The organism is Lacibacter luteus (assembly GCF_004118265.1).
Lineage (GTDB): Bacteria > Bacteroidota > Bacteroidia > Chitinophagales > Chitinophagaceae > Lacibacter > Lacibacter luteus.
Genome location: NZ_SDHW01000004.1, coordinates 301,559 through 318,672 on the forward strand (window position 1 = coordinate 301,559; position 17,114 = coordinate 318,672).

Consider the following 17,114-nt stretch of genomic DNA (forward strand, 5'->3'; position numbering starts at 1 on the left):
TTGTTTACAGGCATTTCAGCAAAATTGAAATACCCGTAAAATGCGAACAAAAAAATCTTCGTTTATCCGTTTCAGTTAGTTTCTGCAAACTCGTAACCGATATCGTTACGGTAATACATTTTCATAAAACGGATGCCCTCGAGCAAGCCTTTTGATTTTGCTACTGCATCGCTTGCATTATTGCCAAAACTTGTAACCGCAAGTACCCTTCCCCCATTGCTGACAACGGCTTCGTTTTCGGTTTTTGTACCTGCATGAAAAATGATCGAATCGGTATTTGACTGGTCGAGACCTGTTATTTCGTAGCCCTTAATATAGTCGCCGGGGTAACCGCCGCTTACAGCCACAACTGTAACTGCAAAACGTGGATCCTGCTCAATGGTAACGGTATCAATCTCTGCCTTGGCAGTTGCAACCATCAGCTCTACCAAGTCGTTTTGCAGTCGTGGAATAACCACTTCTGTTTCCGGATCGCCCATGCGGCAGTTATATTCAATTACATAAGGTTCGTTATCTACCTTAATTAAGCCAATAAACACGAAACCTTTGTATACCATTCCTTCGCTATGGAAACCGTTAATGGTTGGCTTTACAATACGCTCCTCCACTTTCGTCATAAATACATCATCTGCAAAAGGAACGGGGCTTACAGCACCCATACCACCGGTGTTAAGTCCGGTATCTCCTTCGCCAATGCGTTTGTAATCTTTTGCTTCGGGGAGTATGCAATAGTTTTTACCATCAGTAAGAACAAACAGGCTCATTTCAATACCATTTAAAAATTGTTCTATCACCACCCGTTTACCTGCATCGCCAAATTTGTGTTGGTGAATCATCATATCGAACTCCGCAACCGCTTCGAGGTGATTGTTACAGATGATCACCCCTTTTCCTGCAGCCAGGCCATCGGCTTTGAGTACAACAGGCAAGGCATGATTCATTAAGTATTCACGGCCTTCATCGAAATTAACATCAGTAAACTCCTTGTAAGAAGCAGTAGGAATATTATGACGCTCCATGAATGCTTTGGCAAACGATTTACTGCCTTCGAGCTGTGCTGCATATTTCGATGGGCCGATTACACCCACCCAACCTTCGGCAAAAGGATTTTTTGCATGCGCTTCTTCAAAATAATCGTACACGCCTTTTACCAGCGGATCCTCAGGTCCCACAATGATCAATTGCACAGCATGATCTCTGCAGAACTGTTCCATTGCTTCAAAATCGCCATCAATACGCAGGGGAATATTTACACCGCATTCGCTTGTTCCCGCATTACCGGGAGCGATGTACAGTTTTTCGCATAAAGGACTTTGCTTTAATTTCCAGGACAGCGCATGTTCACGACCGCCCGATCCGAGTAATAAGATGTTCATTACGATTTTTTTCTCCGGCCCGAAATTAAACCTTCGCAAAGGAACTTCCTAAAACCATTCCTGAATCGTCGGTATTTTACCCAAATTTCCGTTTCCATTATTTGCTTATTTTCGGCACTTACTAATGTTAATTTAAACCATCTGTATGACGGAAACAAGCACACAAAAGGGGCATCCCAAAGGCCTTTGGGTATTATTTGGAACTGAAATGTGGGAACGCTTTAACTACTACGGTATGCGTGCCGTATTGGTTCTTTTTATGACAAAAGCCCTCTTATTCGACAAAGTTTTTGCCTCTAATTTATATGGAAGCTACACCAGTCTTGTTTATTTAACACCGTTGATTGGTGGTTATATTGCCGACCGATACTGGGGTAACCAACGCTCCATTATTGCAGGTGGTTTGGTAATGGCTATTGGCGAATTTATTTTGTTTTTCTGCGGCTCAACTTATGCTTCTTCGCCTGATCTTTCTACCTTATTTTTCTTCTCCGGACTTGGTTTAATGATTGCAGGTAATGGTTTCTTTAAACCCAATATCTCTTCACTTGTTGGGCAACTTTATCCTAAAAACGATCAACGTATTGATCCGGCTTACACTATTTTCTACATGGGTATTAATGTGGGCGGGGCCATTGGACCGTTTGTTTGTGGTTTGGTTGGCGACACAGGTGATCCTGCAGATTTTAAATGGGCATTTTTAGCCGGCGGTATTGCCATGCTGATCAGTGTTGTTGTACAATTACTGTTTCATAAAAAATATGTGACAGGGCCTGACAACAAAGTATTAGGATTAACGCCTGAGAATTCACCTGCTGTTTGGACAAAGCCTATTGCAATGATCCTTGGATTGGCAGCATTTTCGAGTCTTGCAATTGGCATGTTATACATTGATGCCAAAGTTGTAAGCTATTTAACTTATTTACTTGCAGGTGCTGCCATTTTCATTTTTGCAATGGTAATGAGTGATAAAACATTAACTAAGTTTGAAAAGCACCGGGTAATTGTATTGTTTGCCGTAGTGTTCTTTGTAATCTTTTTTTGGAGTGCATTTGAACAAGCCGGCGCCTCACTTACTTTTTTTGCTGAAGAACAAACACAAAGAGACCTTGGCTTTTTTGTAGTCCCTTCAAGCTGGTTTCAATCGCTTAATTCTGTATTTGTGGTATCCTTTGCGCCGGTTTTTGCATGGCTCTGGTTAAAGCTTGGTAAAAAAGATCCATCAGCTCCTACCAAAATGGCTATCGGTTTATTGCTGCTTGCGGTCGGTTACCTCTGGATTGCATTTGGGGTAAAAAATGTTGGCGCAGGTATAAAAGTGAGTATGATTTGGTTAACAGGTATGTACGTATTGCACACCTGGGGCGAACTTTGCTTATCTCCAATTGGCTTATCACTTGCAAATAAACTGGCGCCGTTTAAATATGCTTCATTATTAATGGCTGTATGGTTTTTAGGCAATGCATTTGCCAACAAACTGGCAGGTGTACTCAGTGCGCTATATCCTGAAAACGGAAAAACAACCCAGTTCTTAGGCTATCAAATGAACAGCCTCTACGACTTCTTTATGTTGTTTGTTGCCATGGCAGGCGTAGCCTCTCTCATTTTATTCCTGCTTACCAAAAAACTTCAAACCATGATGCATACCGAAACAAAATAAATATCCGGTTCATCTGAAAAAATAAAAAGAGGGCGGTTGCAATGCAACCGCCCTCTTGATTTATAATAAAAACACCTCGTTATAATTTGAACGAATTGAAAATTTTATTCGCTGTTGTTTCAAATGCATCACGCTCTCCTTCTTTGCTGATGTAAGTAAGAATATAAGCTTTGCTGCTTGCAACAATAAACAGTTGTTTCACCTGAATATCGAATGCCATATCACCATATTTACCTTTATAAACGATTTGGTAAGCTCGTGCGCCATTGCGGTTAAAATACATAGACGACACTTCTTTATAACCCTTCATCAAATCTTTCACTGCATCCACATTCACTTTCACATACTCTTCAATCGTCATTGCGCTTTTCAGCTCTTCGATCTGCAGGTTCAAACTTTGTTTATACTGATCGCTGCTGCCTTCTGAAGGTGAAGTGATTTTTACAATAGCTCCCTGCGATGTGTTATCAAACGTCCAGTCGGTTGGATAACCGATTGTAAACCGGCCGTTGGGATCGCTGTACTTTTTTAACTCGCCGCTGCCCGTAGTTGTATTGTTGTTGTTTTCTGTTTTTGGTGTTGTGTTGTTCGGCTTTGTGTTGGTATTTGTATTAAGATCGTTAACGGGTATACGGGCGGGCTGTGCCCAGGCAGCCAAACCGGTTAACAGGAAAGTGAGGGCTACAACTATTTTTTTCATTACTCAGAGTTATGAATCTAAAAGTACAAACTTGTTTTGCTTTCTCATAATAAAAGGGTCGCCGGCACATAAAATACCGTCTCACACGGATGCAATCCCTTTATCACAAAGGCACTGTTACAAAAAGAAAAATTGTAGCTTTGTTGCTCTTACAGATTAGCATATGAAGTTCTAATTCGTCTTCGCTTAAGAAGACAACTCTCCCGACAAACTTTTTCAGCTGAAGTTTTCAGCCGTTATTTCTATTTTAACCATTTAACCTGTTTCATGACAACAAACCATCATCAGCCAAAAGGGCTATCCTATATCTATCAAATAATCAAACAATCTCTAAGCGGAGAAGAGCAGGATTACACACAAGGCAGCATTCGCAAAGCCGTGGTATTACTGGCAATACCCATGATTCTTGAACTGGGGTTTGAGTCTGTTTTTGCAGTGGTAGACATGTATTTTGTAAGCCATTTGCCCAACAGTAAAAACGCCGTTGCAACAGTAGGGCTCACCGAATCGGTAATATCACTTGTGTACACCATTGCCATTGGCCTTAGTACAGCAGCCACCGCTGTTGTAGCCAGACGTATAGGCGAAAAGAATGCAGATGCAGCCACACACGCAGGAGCACAGGCAATTATTATTTCAATGTTTGTTGCAATAGTGCTGAGTATAACAGGAGTTATTTTTGCAGCCGATATTCTACGGCTTATGGGTGCTGCTCCGATTGTGGTAGAAGAAGGAACTTCTTTTACACGTATTATGATGGGTGGATCTACCGTTATCATTCTGCTGTTTCTTATTAACGGCATTTTTCGTGGCGCAGGCGATGCCGCAATGGCCATGCGTAGTTTATGGATTGCCAGCATTTTCAACATCATTCTTTGTCCGCTTTTAATTTACGGTTATGGCCCTTTTCCCGAACTGGGGTTGAAAGGCGCAGCTATTGCAACAACAATCGGCCGTGGCGCAGGTGTATTGTACCAATGCTATCATTTATTTGGCGGCAGCAGATCAATAAAAATGAGATTACCGCATTTTAAATGGGATACTCCTGTTATTAAAACGCTTTTTGAAGTAGCCTGGCCTGCTACCTTGCAGTTTTTTATTCAAAGCGGAAGCTGGATTGTATTAGCATGGCTGGTATCTGTTACCGGTGGCACCGATGCCAGTGCCGGCTACCAGATAGCCATTCGAAATGTTGTATTCTTTATTCTTCCTGCCTGGGGACTGAGTAATGCTGCTGCTACATTAGTGGGTCAAAACCTTGGCGCCAAACAGCCGTTACGGGCCGAACAAAGTGTACTGCTAACAACAAAGTATAACGCCATCTTTATGTCGGCAGTAATGCTGCTGTTTATCTTTTTTGCAGCGCCGATCATCAGCATTTTTACCAAAGAACCGGAGGTTCATCGCTTTGGTGTACTGTCGTTACAAATTATCGGCAGCGGTTATGTTTTTTATGGTATTGGTATGATTATGATACAAGCGTTAAATGGCGCCGGCGATACCAAAACACCAACATGGATCAATTTTATTTGTTTCTGGCTTTTTCAGATACCACTTGGGTATTTGCTCGCCAAAACATTTAACCTCGGACCCGTTGGCGCATTCCTCGCCATTCCAATTGCAGAAACACTGATTGCCCTCGTTGCCTGGTATTATTTTAAACGGGGTAAATGGAAATTGGTAGAAGTATAAAGAACAAAAGCCATCTCAAAGAACCGGACTTCTTTTTCCCGGCAGTGATGCAGGAAAGAAGTTATCAAGCTTTGAGATGGCTTTTTTATTTCTTGCTTTTACGATTGTTTCAAATCGCAAACCTTGTTTACTATTTCATGTAATACCGTTTCGCTTGCAAGTAGCTGTTGCAATAACACCAATTGGTTTCCGGCACGTACGAGATTATGGGTTGGATAACGGGCTCCGTAATACACATCATCGTTGATGTAATCGGTAAGAAACCGTATTGCCTGCATATAGATCATAAACTTACCTGCATATACAAACAGCTTCAACTCGTCTGCAGACAGGTCTGTTTTCATCTGCTCAAAATAGCCATGCACAATGGCTTCAAAAATATCGGTACGTATAACAATCTTACTGTAATCGCTCTCCTCTTCACTTACAGGCGAAAGATAAGTGCGCATCATATCGCCTACATCGCTGATGAAGTAGCCAGGCATTACCGTATCGAGATCAATTACACACAATCCTTTGCCCTGTTCATCAAACAACACATTGCTGATTTTTGTATCGTGGTGTGTAACCCGCAGTTTACAACCCGGGTTGGAGCGGATGGCTTCGTACTGCTGCACAACAGAAGCCAGTTGTTTTACCTGTTCTATCTGTTCTTTTGCTTCTTCAATTCGCTCTGTATTGCCTTGCTGCAAGGCTGTTAAAAACTGTTGGTAACGCAGCGAAAGATTGTGAAACGAAGGAATGGTAATGTGCAATTGTGCTGCTTCAAAACCGCTGAGCAAATGTGTAAACTGTCCAAACTGTACTGCTGCTTCGTATGCTTCTGCCGCCGACGCAACAACATCTTTGGTAACCGATCCTTTTACAAACGGAAACATGCGAAAACAACCTGTTCCTTCAATTGTAACAAGAGAAGTTCCGTTTAATGCCTGCACCGGAGCTGCAAACAGATAGCCCGGGGTATGTTGTTGTAAATAATCTGCTATCTGCCTTATGTTAGCTGCAATATGGTTGGGTTGTGTAAACACCTGCATATTGAGCCTTTGTAAAATAAATGCTTCGCCTGTTACTGCTGTTACTTTCCAGGTACTGTTTATTAAACCGCTGCCAAATGGTTCTATTGACAGGGGTACTTGCTGCCAACCAAAAAGTGGCAACACTGTTTCTGCAATAGACGGCCGTTCTGTGTAAATACTGTTCCTCATGTGTTATATAAATCCGGTTACAACACTGCATTTGTTGTTGTATTATAACCGGATGCTTCGCCTGTTAATAATCGTCGTTTAATGCAAAAAAGGGTTTGCGGTACATCCATCTTCCTCCGGTAAAGTCGGGGAATTCGATGGTTTCATTTCCTTTTTCAATAGAGAGTTCGCTTAATGGTGTAATAGCACTCCATGCTGCCGCATCGTAAACATCCATTGGTGTAGCTGTTTTACGTTTGATGCTTTCAACAAATGAATGGATCACAAAAAAGTCCATACCACCATGCCCGGCACCTTCTGTTTCTTTACTCCACCGTGCCCAAAGCGGATGATCATATTTATCGAACCAATCTTTTGCTGCATCCCATTGGTGTGGTTTTGATTTGCCTTCTATGTGTACACCCTTCGCAACATCCATCCACAAACCATTTGTACCCTGTACACGGAAACCTAATGAATAAGGGCGTGGAAGATTGGTATCGTGTTGCAGCAGAATTGTTTCTCCATTAGCACAACCGATCGATGTAGTTACAACATCGCCCAGTTTGAAATTAATTTTTGCATTAGGATGCTCAGGTCCGCATTTTTTTACAATGTGATCGTGTAATCCTCTTGCTTTTGATGAGAAAGAAGAAATATTTACAAACCTGTTACCACGGTTAATGTTGATGTAATGGGCAATGGGTCCGATACCGTGTGTAGGATACAGATCGCCGTTACGATATACAGAATGATGTGTGCGCCATCTTGCTTCGCTCCATCCTTTATCGCCAAATTCGCAACCTTTGCCATATGCATCAACACCGTTATTAAATTTTACTTCACGCAGATCGTGCTGATAGCCGCCCTGCAAATGCACCAGCTCACCAAACAAACCCTGGCGCACCATGTTCAGTGCAGCCATTACATCTCTGCGGTAGCATACATTTTCCAGCATCATTACATGTGCGTTGTACTGCTCAGCTGCTTTTACAACATCCCAATGATCTTCCAATGTAATACCTAGCATTACTTCACTACCAACATATTTAATACCTGCGTGCAAAGCACCAATGATCATTTCTTTGTGCCACTCCCAGGGAGTAGCGATGATGATGCCATCAATTCCTTTCAGCTCAAGCATCTTCTTCCATGCATAAGGATCGCCGGTAAAGATCTGCGGCATTTTCTTTCCGCTCTTGCTAATCATTTCCTTCGAACTTGCAAGCATACGATCATCAATATCGCAAATGGCAACAAGCTCAACATCATTACGACGCAACACAAGATCGAGGTGATTTTGTCCACGCAAGCCAACGCCGATCATTACCATTTTCACTTTAGCATCTGCAGCATTGGCAAACAATGAACCTGTTGGCAATACCGCAAGTGATGCAGCTGTAAGCCCCGTATTCTTTATAAAATCTTTTCTATGCATGGTTTCCTTTTTTAAACATTTAATCAGATACTATCTTTTCATGTTTGTGTGAAATTATACGAAATAATCAGCCCAAAGAAGCGCAGCCGTTTGCACAAAATGTATTGTTTGCAATCGCTTTTGTACCGTAATGACGAACTATTAAAGTACTGCAAATGGTTGACTATTTATTGAAGTACCGAAAGATCTGCTACCGGCACATTTTGTTTTACAGTATGTGCAAACTGAGAACGTAATACAGTACGGTTGCCGAAAAAACCACAGTTCTGCAGAAAAAATTTTGCCGCATCAACACCACCTGCATAATCAACCCTGTATTGCTTTTGAGCAGTTGCATCGCCAGTAAATGTAGCTTTTGATAATTGCTTCCATTCTCCTCCAACAGTACGCACCCATTGATTTTGATACCAGGCTTTACGTGTAATGTATCCCGTAGTTGGATCAAAGTTTTCAAGAAAGGAATGCAAACGTTTGAGATAGGTTGATGTTGCGGGCCTGTTGAAACTTGCAATCAACAACCACTTCTTTTCAACAGTTGAATAAAACCAGGCTGTATAGTTTGTATAATTATTATCGACCGGTTTGCCACGCAACAGAAACCTGCAGGTATCACCAGCTTTCCAGTTATACTTCAAGTAGCTTTGTCCGCCGGAACCTTCGTTACCAAATTCGCCGGTGTATACATTCGTTCCTTTCTTTAGCATGATGATCTTTTTATCTTCCGGAATTTGTTTGGGATCATCTGTATGAAAAGGACTCCATACTGAAAACAATACTCTTCTTTCTGTTGATGAATTAACCTGCATACCAAAATAACCCTCGCCAAAACCATTCGCCATATAGTAGGAACCAATTACATCGCTTCCCGCCGGCACAACAATTTCGTTATAAAACCATTCTATATCCTCTTTCACTTCAGTAACATCGTAGCTAAGATGTACAGAAGGTCCTCTTCGTCCCCAATAGAAATAATTGCCTTCGTTATTTTTTACAAACAGCGTTTGTGCATCAACAGCCGAGCCTGATAGCTGCAATGCATCCATTGATGCAAATACAGTTCCTGTTTTGCTGATGCCTTGTACATCTATCCGTACATAACCACTATCGTTAACAGTAAATTCACCTAATGAATATTTTTTTGCTGTTCCTTCCAGTGCAGTTTGTGCAGACTTACCATTTACTGTACAGTTAATAACAGACTTGCCTTCGGGCACTGCAATGGTTGATGCAATGTGCAGACTGCCTTTTTGCTTTACATATACCCATGTGCTGAATATTGCATCTGCATGCTGCCAGTTAACCCATCCATTATTCGTTACCTTTTCGCTTCCGGCCTTTGAAGTAACCCAGGAGTTACCGCCCAACGGAACAGATACTTCCTGTTGTGCAGTAACGGTAACCGGCAACATGAGTATGCTTATTAACCCTAACAATCGACCGATTTCAAATATGTTTCTACGTTCCTGTCTCATCTTCGGTTATTTAATAAAGACCTGCTTCTGCAGTGCTGCTAATTGCAAACCATCCCCTGCCGACTTTGCTGCCATCTTAATGTAATGGAATGATTTTGCAGTGTTGTTTTGAAAATACAATTACCTATTTACATTGTACATACAGACGCTTACTGATGCAAAATTTTCATTGCGCTGTATTATTTCAAGTACCTCTGAACCAGAAAAAACTACATTGTATGAAACCAGGTAAATAGCTTTCAATATTAATACTTCGATTTTTGTTTTGTATGCGCAAACGGTGGCGCAAAATCAACAATGTTCACCTGTTCGTTTTCCATGAAAACCTTTGTAGTAAAGCATTTCAGCCTGCGCAAACGGTTGCTCATGCAATTTGCGCATACAGGTGATTCTGCTTACGTTCTACGTATAAAAAAGCCAGGCTTAGAAAAGCCCGGCGAACTACTATATGATTATGAGAAAACTGTTTTACGATTGCCTCTATTTTGCAGTATACACTTCAATTTCTGCAAGGTGTGTTGAGGTGGTTTTTCCTTCGGTCATCATTACACGTAAATAACGGATGGCATTGCCGGAAAGCACAGCATATCCCTGCGGTGCTTTATTTGCCGGATCAAATACAAAATTGCCTCCACCTTTTTTCAGGTTTGTCCATGTGGTAGCATCTGTACTTCCTTCCAGTGTAAACTTTGTCATTCCGTTTGAGTTGTTCTGTCTTGCAGTTAAATCAATTGAAATGGCTTTCACTGCTGTTTTCATATCAACAATGATCCAATGTGGGTAAGCAGGCGATGCGCCCATCCATTGCGAATGCCAGAAGGTATTATAATTACCATCGAACAATGCAGTAGTGCGACCATTGGTTGCACCTTCACCAACCAGCTCTTCGCTGCTTGCAGTTGCCGTCCAACCTGTGCGGTCGGCTTTACCAGCAGTTGACCGGTCGTTGAACAAAATTGCTTCCGGTTTATTACATGCACTCAAAAACAGTATTAGTGCTGATGTATAACAAAATATTTTTTTCATGTATTTAAGTTTTTAAATGAAAGGACAGGTTCTATCCTTCAACTTTCACATTATGGGTTTTGAGCAAGCTTGTTATTCTTATCAATTTCAGCTTGCGGAATAAAAAATATCACCCGGTTATCTGTTGGCAATATGGTTTGGTTAACATTACCCGATACCACATGTGAACCCGGATAGTTGCGAACCATCGACATATTATTACGGAACAGATCATACATACGATGACCTTCAAACGCAAGCTCAAGCCAACGTTCTTCCATCACCACGTCCAATACCGTTTTGCTGCTTGCCGCAACACTTGCAAGCGTGTGCAATGCTGCACCACTTAATCCTGCACGCTGACGAATGCGGTTCACATCATCCAATGCTAATTGACCATTACCCAGTTTTGCATTTGCTTCTGCACGGTTGAGATACATTTCTGCAAGACGGATATAAACCGGAGAACTCAAGTTCACAATACCTTCCTGCAAACTGTACTTGTTGACATAATACATTGGCGTATTCGGCGTAAGCTTGCTGTTAAGCTGCAACACATTATTTACTTTATAGGGAGAAACAAAACTCATACGCAGATCCGCAGGGTTTTCAGCCACCTTATCAACATATTTTTTTGAGGCATAGATCTCACCCCAACCACTGAAGGCCTGGTTTTGTGCATTACCACTTCCATCGCCACTGAAATACATAGAACCGATGGATGAATAACCACGATCTTCCACTTTTGTATGACGAATACAGAAAATCGTTTCTTTGTTTCCTTCAGGAACCCCACGGAAGTAATTCGTATACTCTGCGCCGGTTATTAAATTGTACCGGCCCGATGCGATTACCTTATCAGCGTATTCAATTGCCTTTGCATTATCTTCTTTGTATAAATACACTCTTGATAACAACGCAAACGCTACTTCCTTTGATGCAAATGCATTTGTTTTTGACACACTCATCAAGTCTGCAGCTTTCAAAAGATCAGCAATAATAAAATCGTATACTTCTTTTACTGTGCTGCGTGCAAGTGAGAGTTTTGCAGAATCGCTTAAGCCATCTTTCAAAATAGGCACACCGGGATTGTTGCCACTATTTTGCGGATAAGGGCGCCCAAAAATGCGAACAAGATTAAAATGCATCATTGCCCTGATGTAAAGATTTTCTCCCTTGAGCTGACGCATATCGGCAGTAGCATCATCCTTGATCACAGATATAATTCTGTTGGCTGCTTCTGCTGCTTTGTATGCCTGCGACCAGAATAAAGCAGGATGTGTTGATGTGACTAAATGCGTATAACGGTAGGCTCTGGTCAGATCATCCGATGAATTTTGTCCCTGTGCAATTTCATCAGTAGGATATTCCATTAAAAAATGGCCACTGCGAACGTAACCTGCGTTTTTAAACAACGCATACGTACCCACTGTTGCTGTTTCAATATCGCCTGCATTTGTTAAAGCAGCATTTTCATCAATAGCAGTTGATGGCTGAAAACTTTTACGGCAACTGCTTAACCCAAGCACCAATGCCGATGCTGTTATGAATAAGAATTTATTTGCTGTTTGCATAAATAATGTTTTTGTGATGAACAGTTACTGATCAGAAAGAAATGTTCAAACCAAATAATACTTTTTTGCTGATCGGGTATTTAATGCTTGATTCACCTCCACTAAGCACCACTTCAGGATCAACACCGGAGAAGTTTGTAAGTGTCCATAAGTTATCGCCACTTACAAAGAAGCGTACTGCAGAAAGTTTTGCTTTGCTGATGACACTGTTTGGCAGATCATAACTTAAACGGATATTCCGTAAGCGGATATAACTTCCATCTTCGAGATAGCGTGTGGATGATGCATTGGAAGCATCTGTACGACCATGAACCGGTTTAGGATGTGTGGCAATATCGCCTGGCTTCGACCAACGGCTCCAGCCTTTTGCCAATTGCATCTGGTTATAGCTTTCATATAAACCATCGTTATCAAAATAAAAACGGCTGTCGTTATATACACGATTGCCATATACAAAATTTAAAAAGGCAGTCAGTGTAAAATTGTTGTAAGCAAACGTGTTTGTAACACCACCTGTAAACTTCGGAGCTGCTGATTTGCCGATATACTGACGTGTTGCTGCGTTGTATGAATTTGTGTAAATCACATAACTTTTTCCATCAGCATCTGTCAATAGCTTTTCCCATAACGGTTCGCCGTTCACTGGATTTACGCCAGCCCATACAGGCATATACCATTCATCCATATCTCTGCCAACAGCAACCGGTTGTCTTGCACCTGTAAACACTTCTGTTCTTCCCTGGTTAACAGACAACACTTTGTTACGGTTGAATGCCATGTTGAGGTTTGTTTCCCATGTGAACTTTCTTGTGAAATTTTTTGATGTGATATTGAATTCTATACCACGGTTTCGGATTGAACCAACGTTTTCATAAACACCATCATAACCTGTTGTTGCCGGTAACGGACGGAAGAACAACAGATCGGTTGATACACGATTGTACGCATCAACAGTAAGATCGATACGCTTAAAGAAACTTACATCCACACCAATGTTGCTGGTGGTCATACGTTCCCAGGTAAGATCTGGATTTGCTTTTTGTGATGGTGCAGCACCGGGCAATCCTGCATAGCTTGCTCCTTGTGAAATGGAATACAAACCGAGTGCAGCATAATCGCCAATACCATCGGCATTACCTGTTGTACCATAGCTTGCACGAAGTTTTAAGAACGTAATTGGTTTTACATTCAGGAAATCTTCATTGCTGATGATCCATGATGCACCTAACTGGTAAAAGTTGGCGCTGGGGTTGTTCTTACCAAAACGGGAAGAATATTCGTTTACAAATGAAGCAACAAAGAAATATTTGTTTGAATAATTGTAATCGGCCTGTGCAAGGTATTTGCTGAAGATGGATTCATCTACACGACCACTAATGGTTTTCTTTTCGCCTGTTGAAGTAGATAATACCGGACGACCTGGAGGTAATCCCGTTGCATAGGTATCAATTGATTCTGCAAACGTTTTTTCAACTTCGGCAACTGCCAAGGCCGTTATACCGTGATTGCCAAAATTATTCGTGTACTTCAACCTGTTTGAAGTAAGAAGTTTATTCGTAAATGATGTCGAATTATACAAAGCACCTGCATCTGTTGCACCTTCTTTTGAACGTTTATCATAAAATGCATCACTGCGATAGTTAAACAGGCGTGCACGGTTATACGTTGCAAAGCTGAAATGCTTTGAAATTTTGTAATCAAGATTCAGATCACCATTCATGTTAAAGCTTTTCGCTTTCGAAAAATTATATTGAAGTGAATGGAGAAAATTATCTCTGTCCCGTCCGTACCATGTACCATAGCGTGCATCTTTCGGAGTGCCGTCAACATTGTATGCAGAATCAAACGGCATGTTCAGGTATGCATCGTATACTGTTGCATCGGGGTTGTACGTATCTTTTGTGAAAATACCATTGAGCAATACACTTACTTTCAAACGTTCCGATAACTTGTGCGAAATATTGGTACGAAAGTTATAAGCCGTTTTATCGTTATTGATCAATGTACCTTCTTCTTTGTAATAGTTTCCGGAAATGTAATAGGTTGTTTTATCTGAACCACCTGATGCTGATAAATTATAGCTCTGCACTTTTGCTCTTCTGAACGCAAGATCCCACCAGTTTGTATTTGTGTTGAGCGCTGCAGGATTAGGATTGAAAAATGTTTTCTGGTAATCGTACAACTGTTGCGTATTCATTAAGCGGAAGTTGCCGGTTGTTGCTTCACTGAACCCGGCTGTTGATGTAAATTCAATTTTTGCTTTTCCTGATTTACCGCTTTTGGTTGTAACAATGATGACACCATTCGCAGCACGTGATCCATACAAGCCTGTTGCCGCTGCATCTTTCAGAATGGTAACACTCTCCACATCGTTTGGATTGAAAGTGCCGCCAATATTTCCATCTACCACATACAAAGGTGCTGTACTTGCGTTAATGGTACCGGCACCACGGATAAGTACATTCGATCCGCTGGTAGGATCACCACTTCCTGTTGATACTACCACGCCCGGTGCTTTACCTTGCAAAAGGCTGGTAAGTTCGTTCGATGTAACGTCTCTTAATTTTTCGCCTGACACCACCGATACTGAACTTGACAATTCAATTCTTTTCTTTGATGAATAACCCACTACAGCAACCTCTTGCAGCTCTTCCGATTTTGCTTCAAGTACGATGCTGATGTTGTCGGCAGCTTTTACGGTTAGTGGTTGAAAACCTACTGAGCTGATGAGCAACTCTGCGTTGCGGTTCTTAACGGAGATACGGAACGTACCTGCTTCGTTTGTGATGACGGTGTTGCTTGTTCCCTTTTCTGTAACGGAAACATTTGGAAGTAAAAGTCCTTCTTTGTCTTTTACTGTTCCACTGATGATAATGGTGGAATTGTTCTGAGCCCAACTGTAGATTGCAGCAAGCAATGCAAACAGAAAGACCAGCATTCGTTTTTGTTTCATAACAATAATCTGGTTTAGTGAAATAATCAGCGATGCCTGTAACAGTACTCTGTAATTGTATTGGCAGTTAGTTGTAGTTCTTATAAAATAAAGAACCGTTGCAAGCAAATCGTTTTCAATATTAAGCAGCTGTTATTTCATTTTCATGTGCAAACGTTGGCGCAAAATAAACGTTCGTAAAATGCAACGAAACGCCGAAACCCTTTACAGCAAAGGTTTTCAGCATGCGCAAACGATTGTGCAGCTTTACAGGAGTTGCAATTGAAGAATAAAAAAACGGAGCAGTATCAGTGCTCCGTTTTTTATTGCTGTTATCTTTTATCAGGAAATTGTTTGTTGATAAGCAACCAGGGTTGCCGGCATTTCTTCTACATAAAAAGAAGTGTTGATGATCTTATTATCTGTTTTTTCATTAAGGATCTTGATCATCAATTCCATTGCCCGTTCACCTTGCCCGTATGGATATTGCTCAACTGAAACAAGTGGAGGAAAAGCTGTGTAGCTTGTAATAGGCAGATTGGCGTAGCTCACAAACACAATATCTTTATTTACCAGGATATTTTGTTTCTGTGCAAACTGTACTGCATCCATATGTACATAATCGTTAAACGTGATGATGGCCGTTGGCGGATGTTTTAATGCAAGTAATTTTTTCATTGCATTGTGTGTACTTTCTTTCGACAGATCGGTTTTCTCAACCATCTGCATGTCCACTTTCAGTTTTTGTTTGGATATGCCTTCTATATAACCATTCATTCGTTCTTTACTGGCGTTCAGCTTATCGGGCCCGTTAATAAATGCAATACGTCTGTAACCTTTATTGAAAAGCCACCCTACCATATCCACCGTTCCTTTGTACAGGTTACAAAACACTTTATGGGCTTCTTTAAAAGGAGGAACACGATCAAAATACACAACAGGTATTTCAAACTTATTCAACGCTTCAAGATGCTCGTATTTATTTGTTTGTTTCGATAAAGAAATGATCAATCCATCAACCCGTTGTTTCTTCATTGCTTCCACAACAGCTTTTTCTCTTTCCGGATCATCATGACTTTGTCCGAAAAGGATGGTGTATTGATGCTCCATCGCTGCAGCTTCAATACCGCTGATGGCCTGCGAAAAAAATTCTTCCCGTATAAACGGTATTACCACCCCGATAACAAATGTTTTCTTTTGCTTGAAAAAAATAGCCTGCGCATTGGGTTCGTAACCCAGCTCTTCGGCCAGTTGTTTTATTTTCAGCTTTGTGCCTAAACCTATACGTGGATGATCGCTCAACGCTCTTGATACGGTTGATACCGAAACGTTAAGTCTCTTGGCAATTTCTTTGATAGTTGGTAATTTTTCCATTTTACTACGGGCTGTTTTATTCAAAAACGGCTTTGCCAAAAAAAGCCGGTTGGTGAAAATCAGGGTCGCTTGTTTGGATATTTTTCCAGCTAATAAAATGCGGCTCCGGCAACAAATCGCCACACTTATAAAAATTCACTTTTACTGCGGTATTGCTTAGTGAAGTTACAGGATGTTTTATAAAAACTTTAGCCGGTATTTGCAACAGCAGTTCCCAGGCATAATCAGCACCTTCTTTCTGCATAGCTACATCGTATTTAACCGTACCTACAACATCTGCCGGCAACAGCTCCCTGTTTGTACGACCGGCACCATACCCAATTAATGCAGTGCCAATGCAATTAAATTCACAGTTATAATAACCGCCCTCATCAAAAGCAATAAAAAACTCTACGCAGCTATCTTCCCACACTGCGCCATTTACTTCTGTTGCAACATGCCGAACATGTTTTTCTTTTACCCGGTAAAGAATAAATACCGCTTCATTATTATGTGCAATTGAAAAACGCACGGCTGTATCTGTTTTATAAGCCGGCCATGGCTGTTGCTCCAATGCAAAATCATTGGCCGCAAGCAACAATTGCTTTGCTGCACGCAGCTCTCCTGAAACAGCACAATATGGTATACGAAGTTCCTGCATAAACATTTTATCCTCCAAAAATAGATACAGCAAGTTAAGCTGAATTAGGCCCGCACGAACCTGTTGC

12 protein-coding genes are annotated in these 17,114 nt (G+C 41.3%); 2 read left to right on the forward strand and 10 right to left on the reverse strand.

All coding sequences use genetic code 11. The features are described from left to right. Positions 1–71 precede the first annotated feature (71 nt). A complete protein-coding gene (gene purD / locus ESA94_RS14690; RefSeq protein WP_129131682.1) occupies positions 72–1,376 on the reverse strand; it encodes a phosphoribosylamine--glycine ligase in 1,305 nt (434 codons plus the stop codon). A 145-nt stretch (positions 1,377–1,521) separates the two neighbouring features. On the opposite strand from purD, the gene ESA94_RS14695 reads away from it, so the two are divergent. Next, positions 1,522–3,036, forward strand: a complete 1,515-nt coding sequence (locus ESA94_RS14695) for a peptide MFS transporter (protein WP_129131683.1) — start codon at positions 1,522–1,524, stop codon at positions 3,034–3,036. A gap of 79 nt (positions 3,037–3,115) precedes the next feature. Here ESA94_RS14695 and ESA94_RS14700 read toward each other — a convergent pair whose 3' ends face one another. Beyond that, positions 3,116–3,736, reverse strand: a complete 621-nt coding sequence (locus ESA94_RS14700) for a PsbP-related protein (RefSeq protein ID WP_129131684.1) — start codon at positions 3,734–3,736, stop codon at positions 3,116–3,118. Positions 3,737–4,003: 267 nt separating this feature from the next. Here ESA94_RS14700 and ESA94_RS14705 point away from each other — a divergent pair, with 267 nt between their 5' ends. Continuing rightward, positions 4,004–5,428, forward strand: coding sequence for an MATE family efflux transporter (locus ESA94_RS14705; RefSeq protein ID WP_129131685.1), 1,425 nt, complete (start codon positions 4,004–4,006; stop codon positions 5,426–5,428). Between the two features lie 98 nt (positions 5,429–5,526). Here ESA94_RS14705 and ESA94_RS14710 read toward each other — a convergent pair whose 3' ends face one another. From ESA94_RS14710 to ESA94_RS14745, 8 genes are all read right to left on the reverse strand, one after another. Further along, on the reverse strand, positions 5,527–6,633 hold the full coding sequence (locus ESA94_RS14710; RefSeq protein ID WP_129131686.1) for a phosphotransferase enzyme family protein: 1,107 nt from the start codon (positions 6,631–6,633) through the stop codon (positions 5,527–5,529). A 64-nt stretch (positions 6,634–6,697) separates the two neighbouring features. After that, positions 6,698–8,050: a Gfo/Idh/MocA family protein gene (locus tag ESA94_RS14715; RefSeq protein ID WP_129131687.1), complete on the reverse strand. Its 1,353-nt coding sequence runs from the start codon at positions 8,048–8,050 to the stop codon at positions 6,698–6,700. Between the two features lie 167 nt (positions 8,051–8,217). Continuing rightward, entirely contained in the window at positions 8,218–9,522 is a 1,305-nt protein-coding gene (locus ESA94_RS14720; protein WP_129131688.1) for a DUF3472 domain-containing protein, read from the reverse strand. 480 nt (positions 9,523–10,002) lie between these two features. Then, entirely contained in the window at positions 10,003–10,548 is a 546-nt protein-coding gene (locus ESA94_RS14725) for a discoidin domain-containing protein (RefSeq protein ID WP_129131689.1), read from the reverse strand. A gap of 50 nt (positions 10,549–10,598) precedes the next feature. Beyond that, complete coding sequence (locus ESA94_RS14730) at positions 10,599–12,101, reverse strand: RagB/SusD family nutrient uptake outer membrane protein (RefSeq protein WP_129131690.1); 1,503 nt, start codon at positions 12,099–12,101, stop codon at positions 10,599–10,601. Positions 12,102–12,132: 31 nt separating this feature from the next. Continuing rightward, positions 12,133–15,054, reverse strand: a complete 2,922-nt coding sequence (locus tag ESA94_RS14735) for a SusC/RagA family TonB-linked outer membrane protein (RefSeq protein ID WP_129131691.1) — start codon at positions 15,052–15,054, stop codon at positions 12,133–12,135. A 321-nt stretch (positions 15,055–15,375) separates the two neighbouring features. Further along, entirely contained in the window at positions 15,376–16,446 is a 1,071-nt protein-coding gene (locus ESA94_RS14740; RefSeq protein WP_240671066.1) for a LacI family DNA-binding transcriptional regulator, read from the reverse strand. After that, positions 16,424–17,047, reverse strand: coding sequence for a carbohydrate-binding family 9-like protein (locus ESA94_RS14745; protein ID WP_129131693.1), 624 nt, complete (start codon positions 17,045–17,047; stop codon positions 16,424–16,426). Before ESA94_RS14745 ends, ESA94_RS14740 begins: the two co-directional genes overlap by 23 nt. Positions 17,048–17,114: the final 67 nt, after the last annotated feature.

Excerpts from the sequence above, each read along its gene's own strand:
- purD (WP_129131682.1), bottom strand. The coding sequence starts at position 1,376 with ATGAACATCTTATTACTCGGATCGGGCGGTCGTGAACATGCGCTGTCC.
- ESA94_RS14695 (WP_129131683.1), top strand. The coding sequence starts at position 1,522 with ATGACGGAAACAAGCACACAAAAGGGGCATCCCAAAGGCCTTTGGGTA.
- ESA94_RS14700 (WP_129131684.1), bottom strand. The coding sequence starts at position 3,736 with ATGAAAAAAATAGTTGTAGCCCTCACTTTCCTGTTAACCGGTTTGGCT.
- ESA94_RS14705 (WP_129131685.1), top strand. The coding sequence starts at position 4,004 with ATGACAACAAACCATCATCAGCCAAAAGGGCTATCCTATATCTATCAA.
- ESA94_RS14710 (WP_129131686.1), bottom strand. The coding sequence starts at position 6,633 with ATGAGGAACAGTATTTACACAGAACGGCCGTCTATTGCAGAAACAGTG.
- ESA94_RS14715 (WP_129131687.1), bottom strand. The coding sequence starts at position 8,050 with ATGCATAGAAAAGATTTTATAAAGAATACGGGGCTTACAGCTGCATCA.
- ESA94_RS14720 (WP_129131688.1), bottom strand. The coding sequence starts at position 9,522 with ATGAGACAGGAACGTAGAAACATATTTGAAATCGGTCGATTGTTAGGG.
- ESA94_RS14725 (WP_129131689.1), bottom strand. The coding sequence starts at position 10,548 with ATGAAAAAAATATTTTGTTATACATCAGCACTAATACTGTTTTTGAGT.
- ESA94_RS14730 (WP_129131690.1), bottom strand. The coding sequence starts at position 12,101 with ATGCAAACAGCAAATAAATTCTTATTCATAACAGCATCGGCATTGGTG.
- ESA94_RS14735 (WP_129131691.1), bottom strand. The coding sequence starts at position 15,054 with ATGAAACAAAAACGAATGCTGGTCTTTCTGTTTGCATTGCTTGCTGCA.
- ESA94_RS14745 (WP_129131693.1), bottom strand. The coding sequence starts at position 17,047 with ATGCAGGAACTTCGTATACCATATTGTGCTGTTTCAGGAGAGCTGCGT.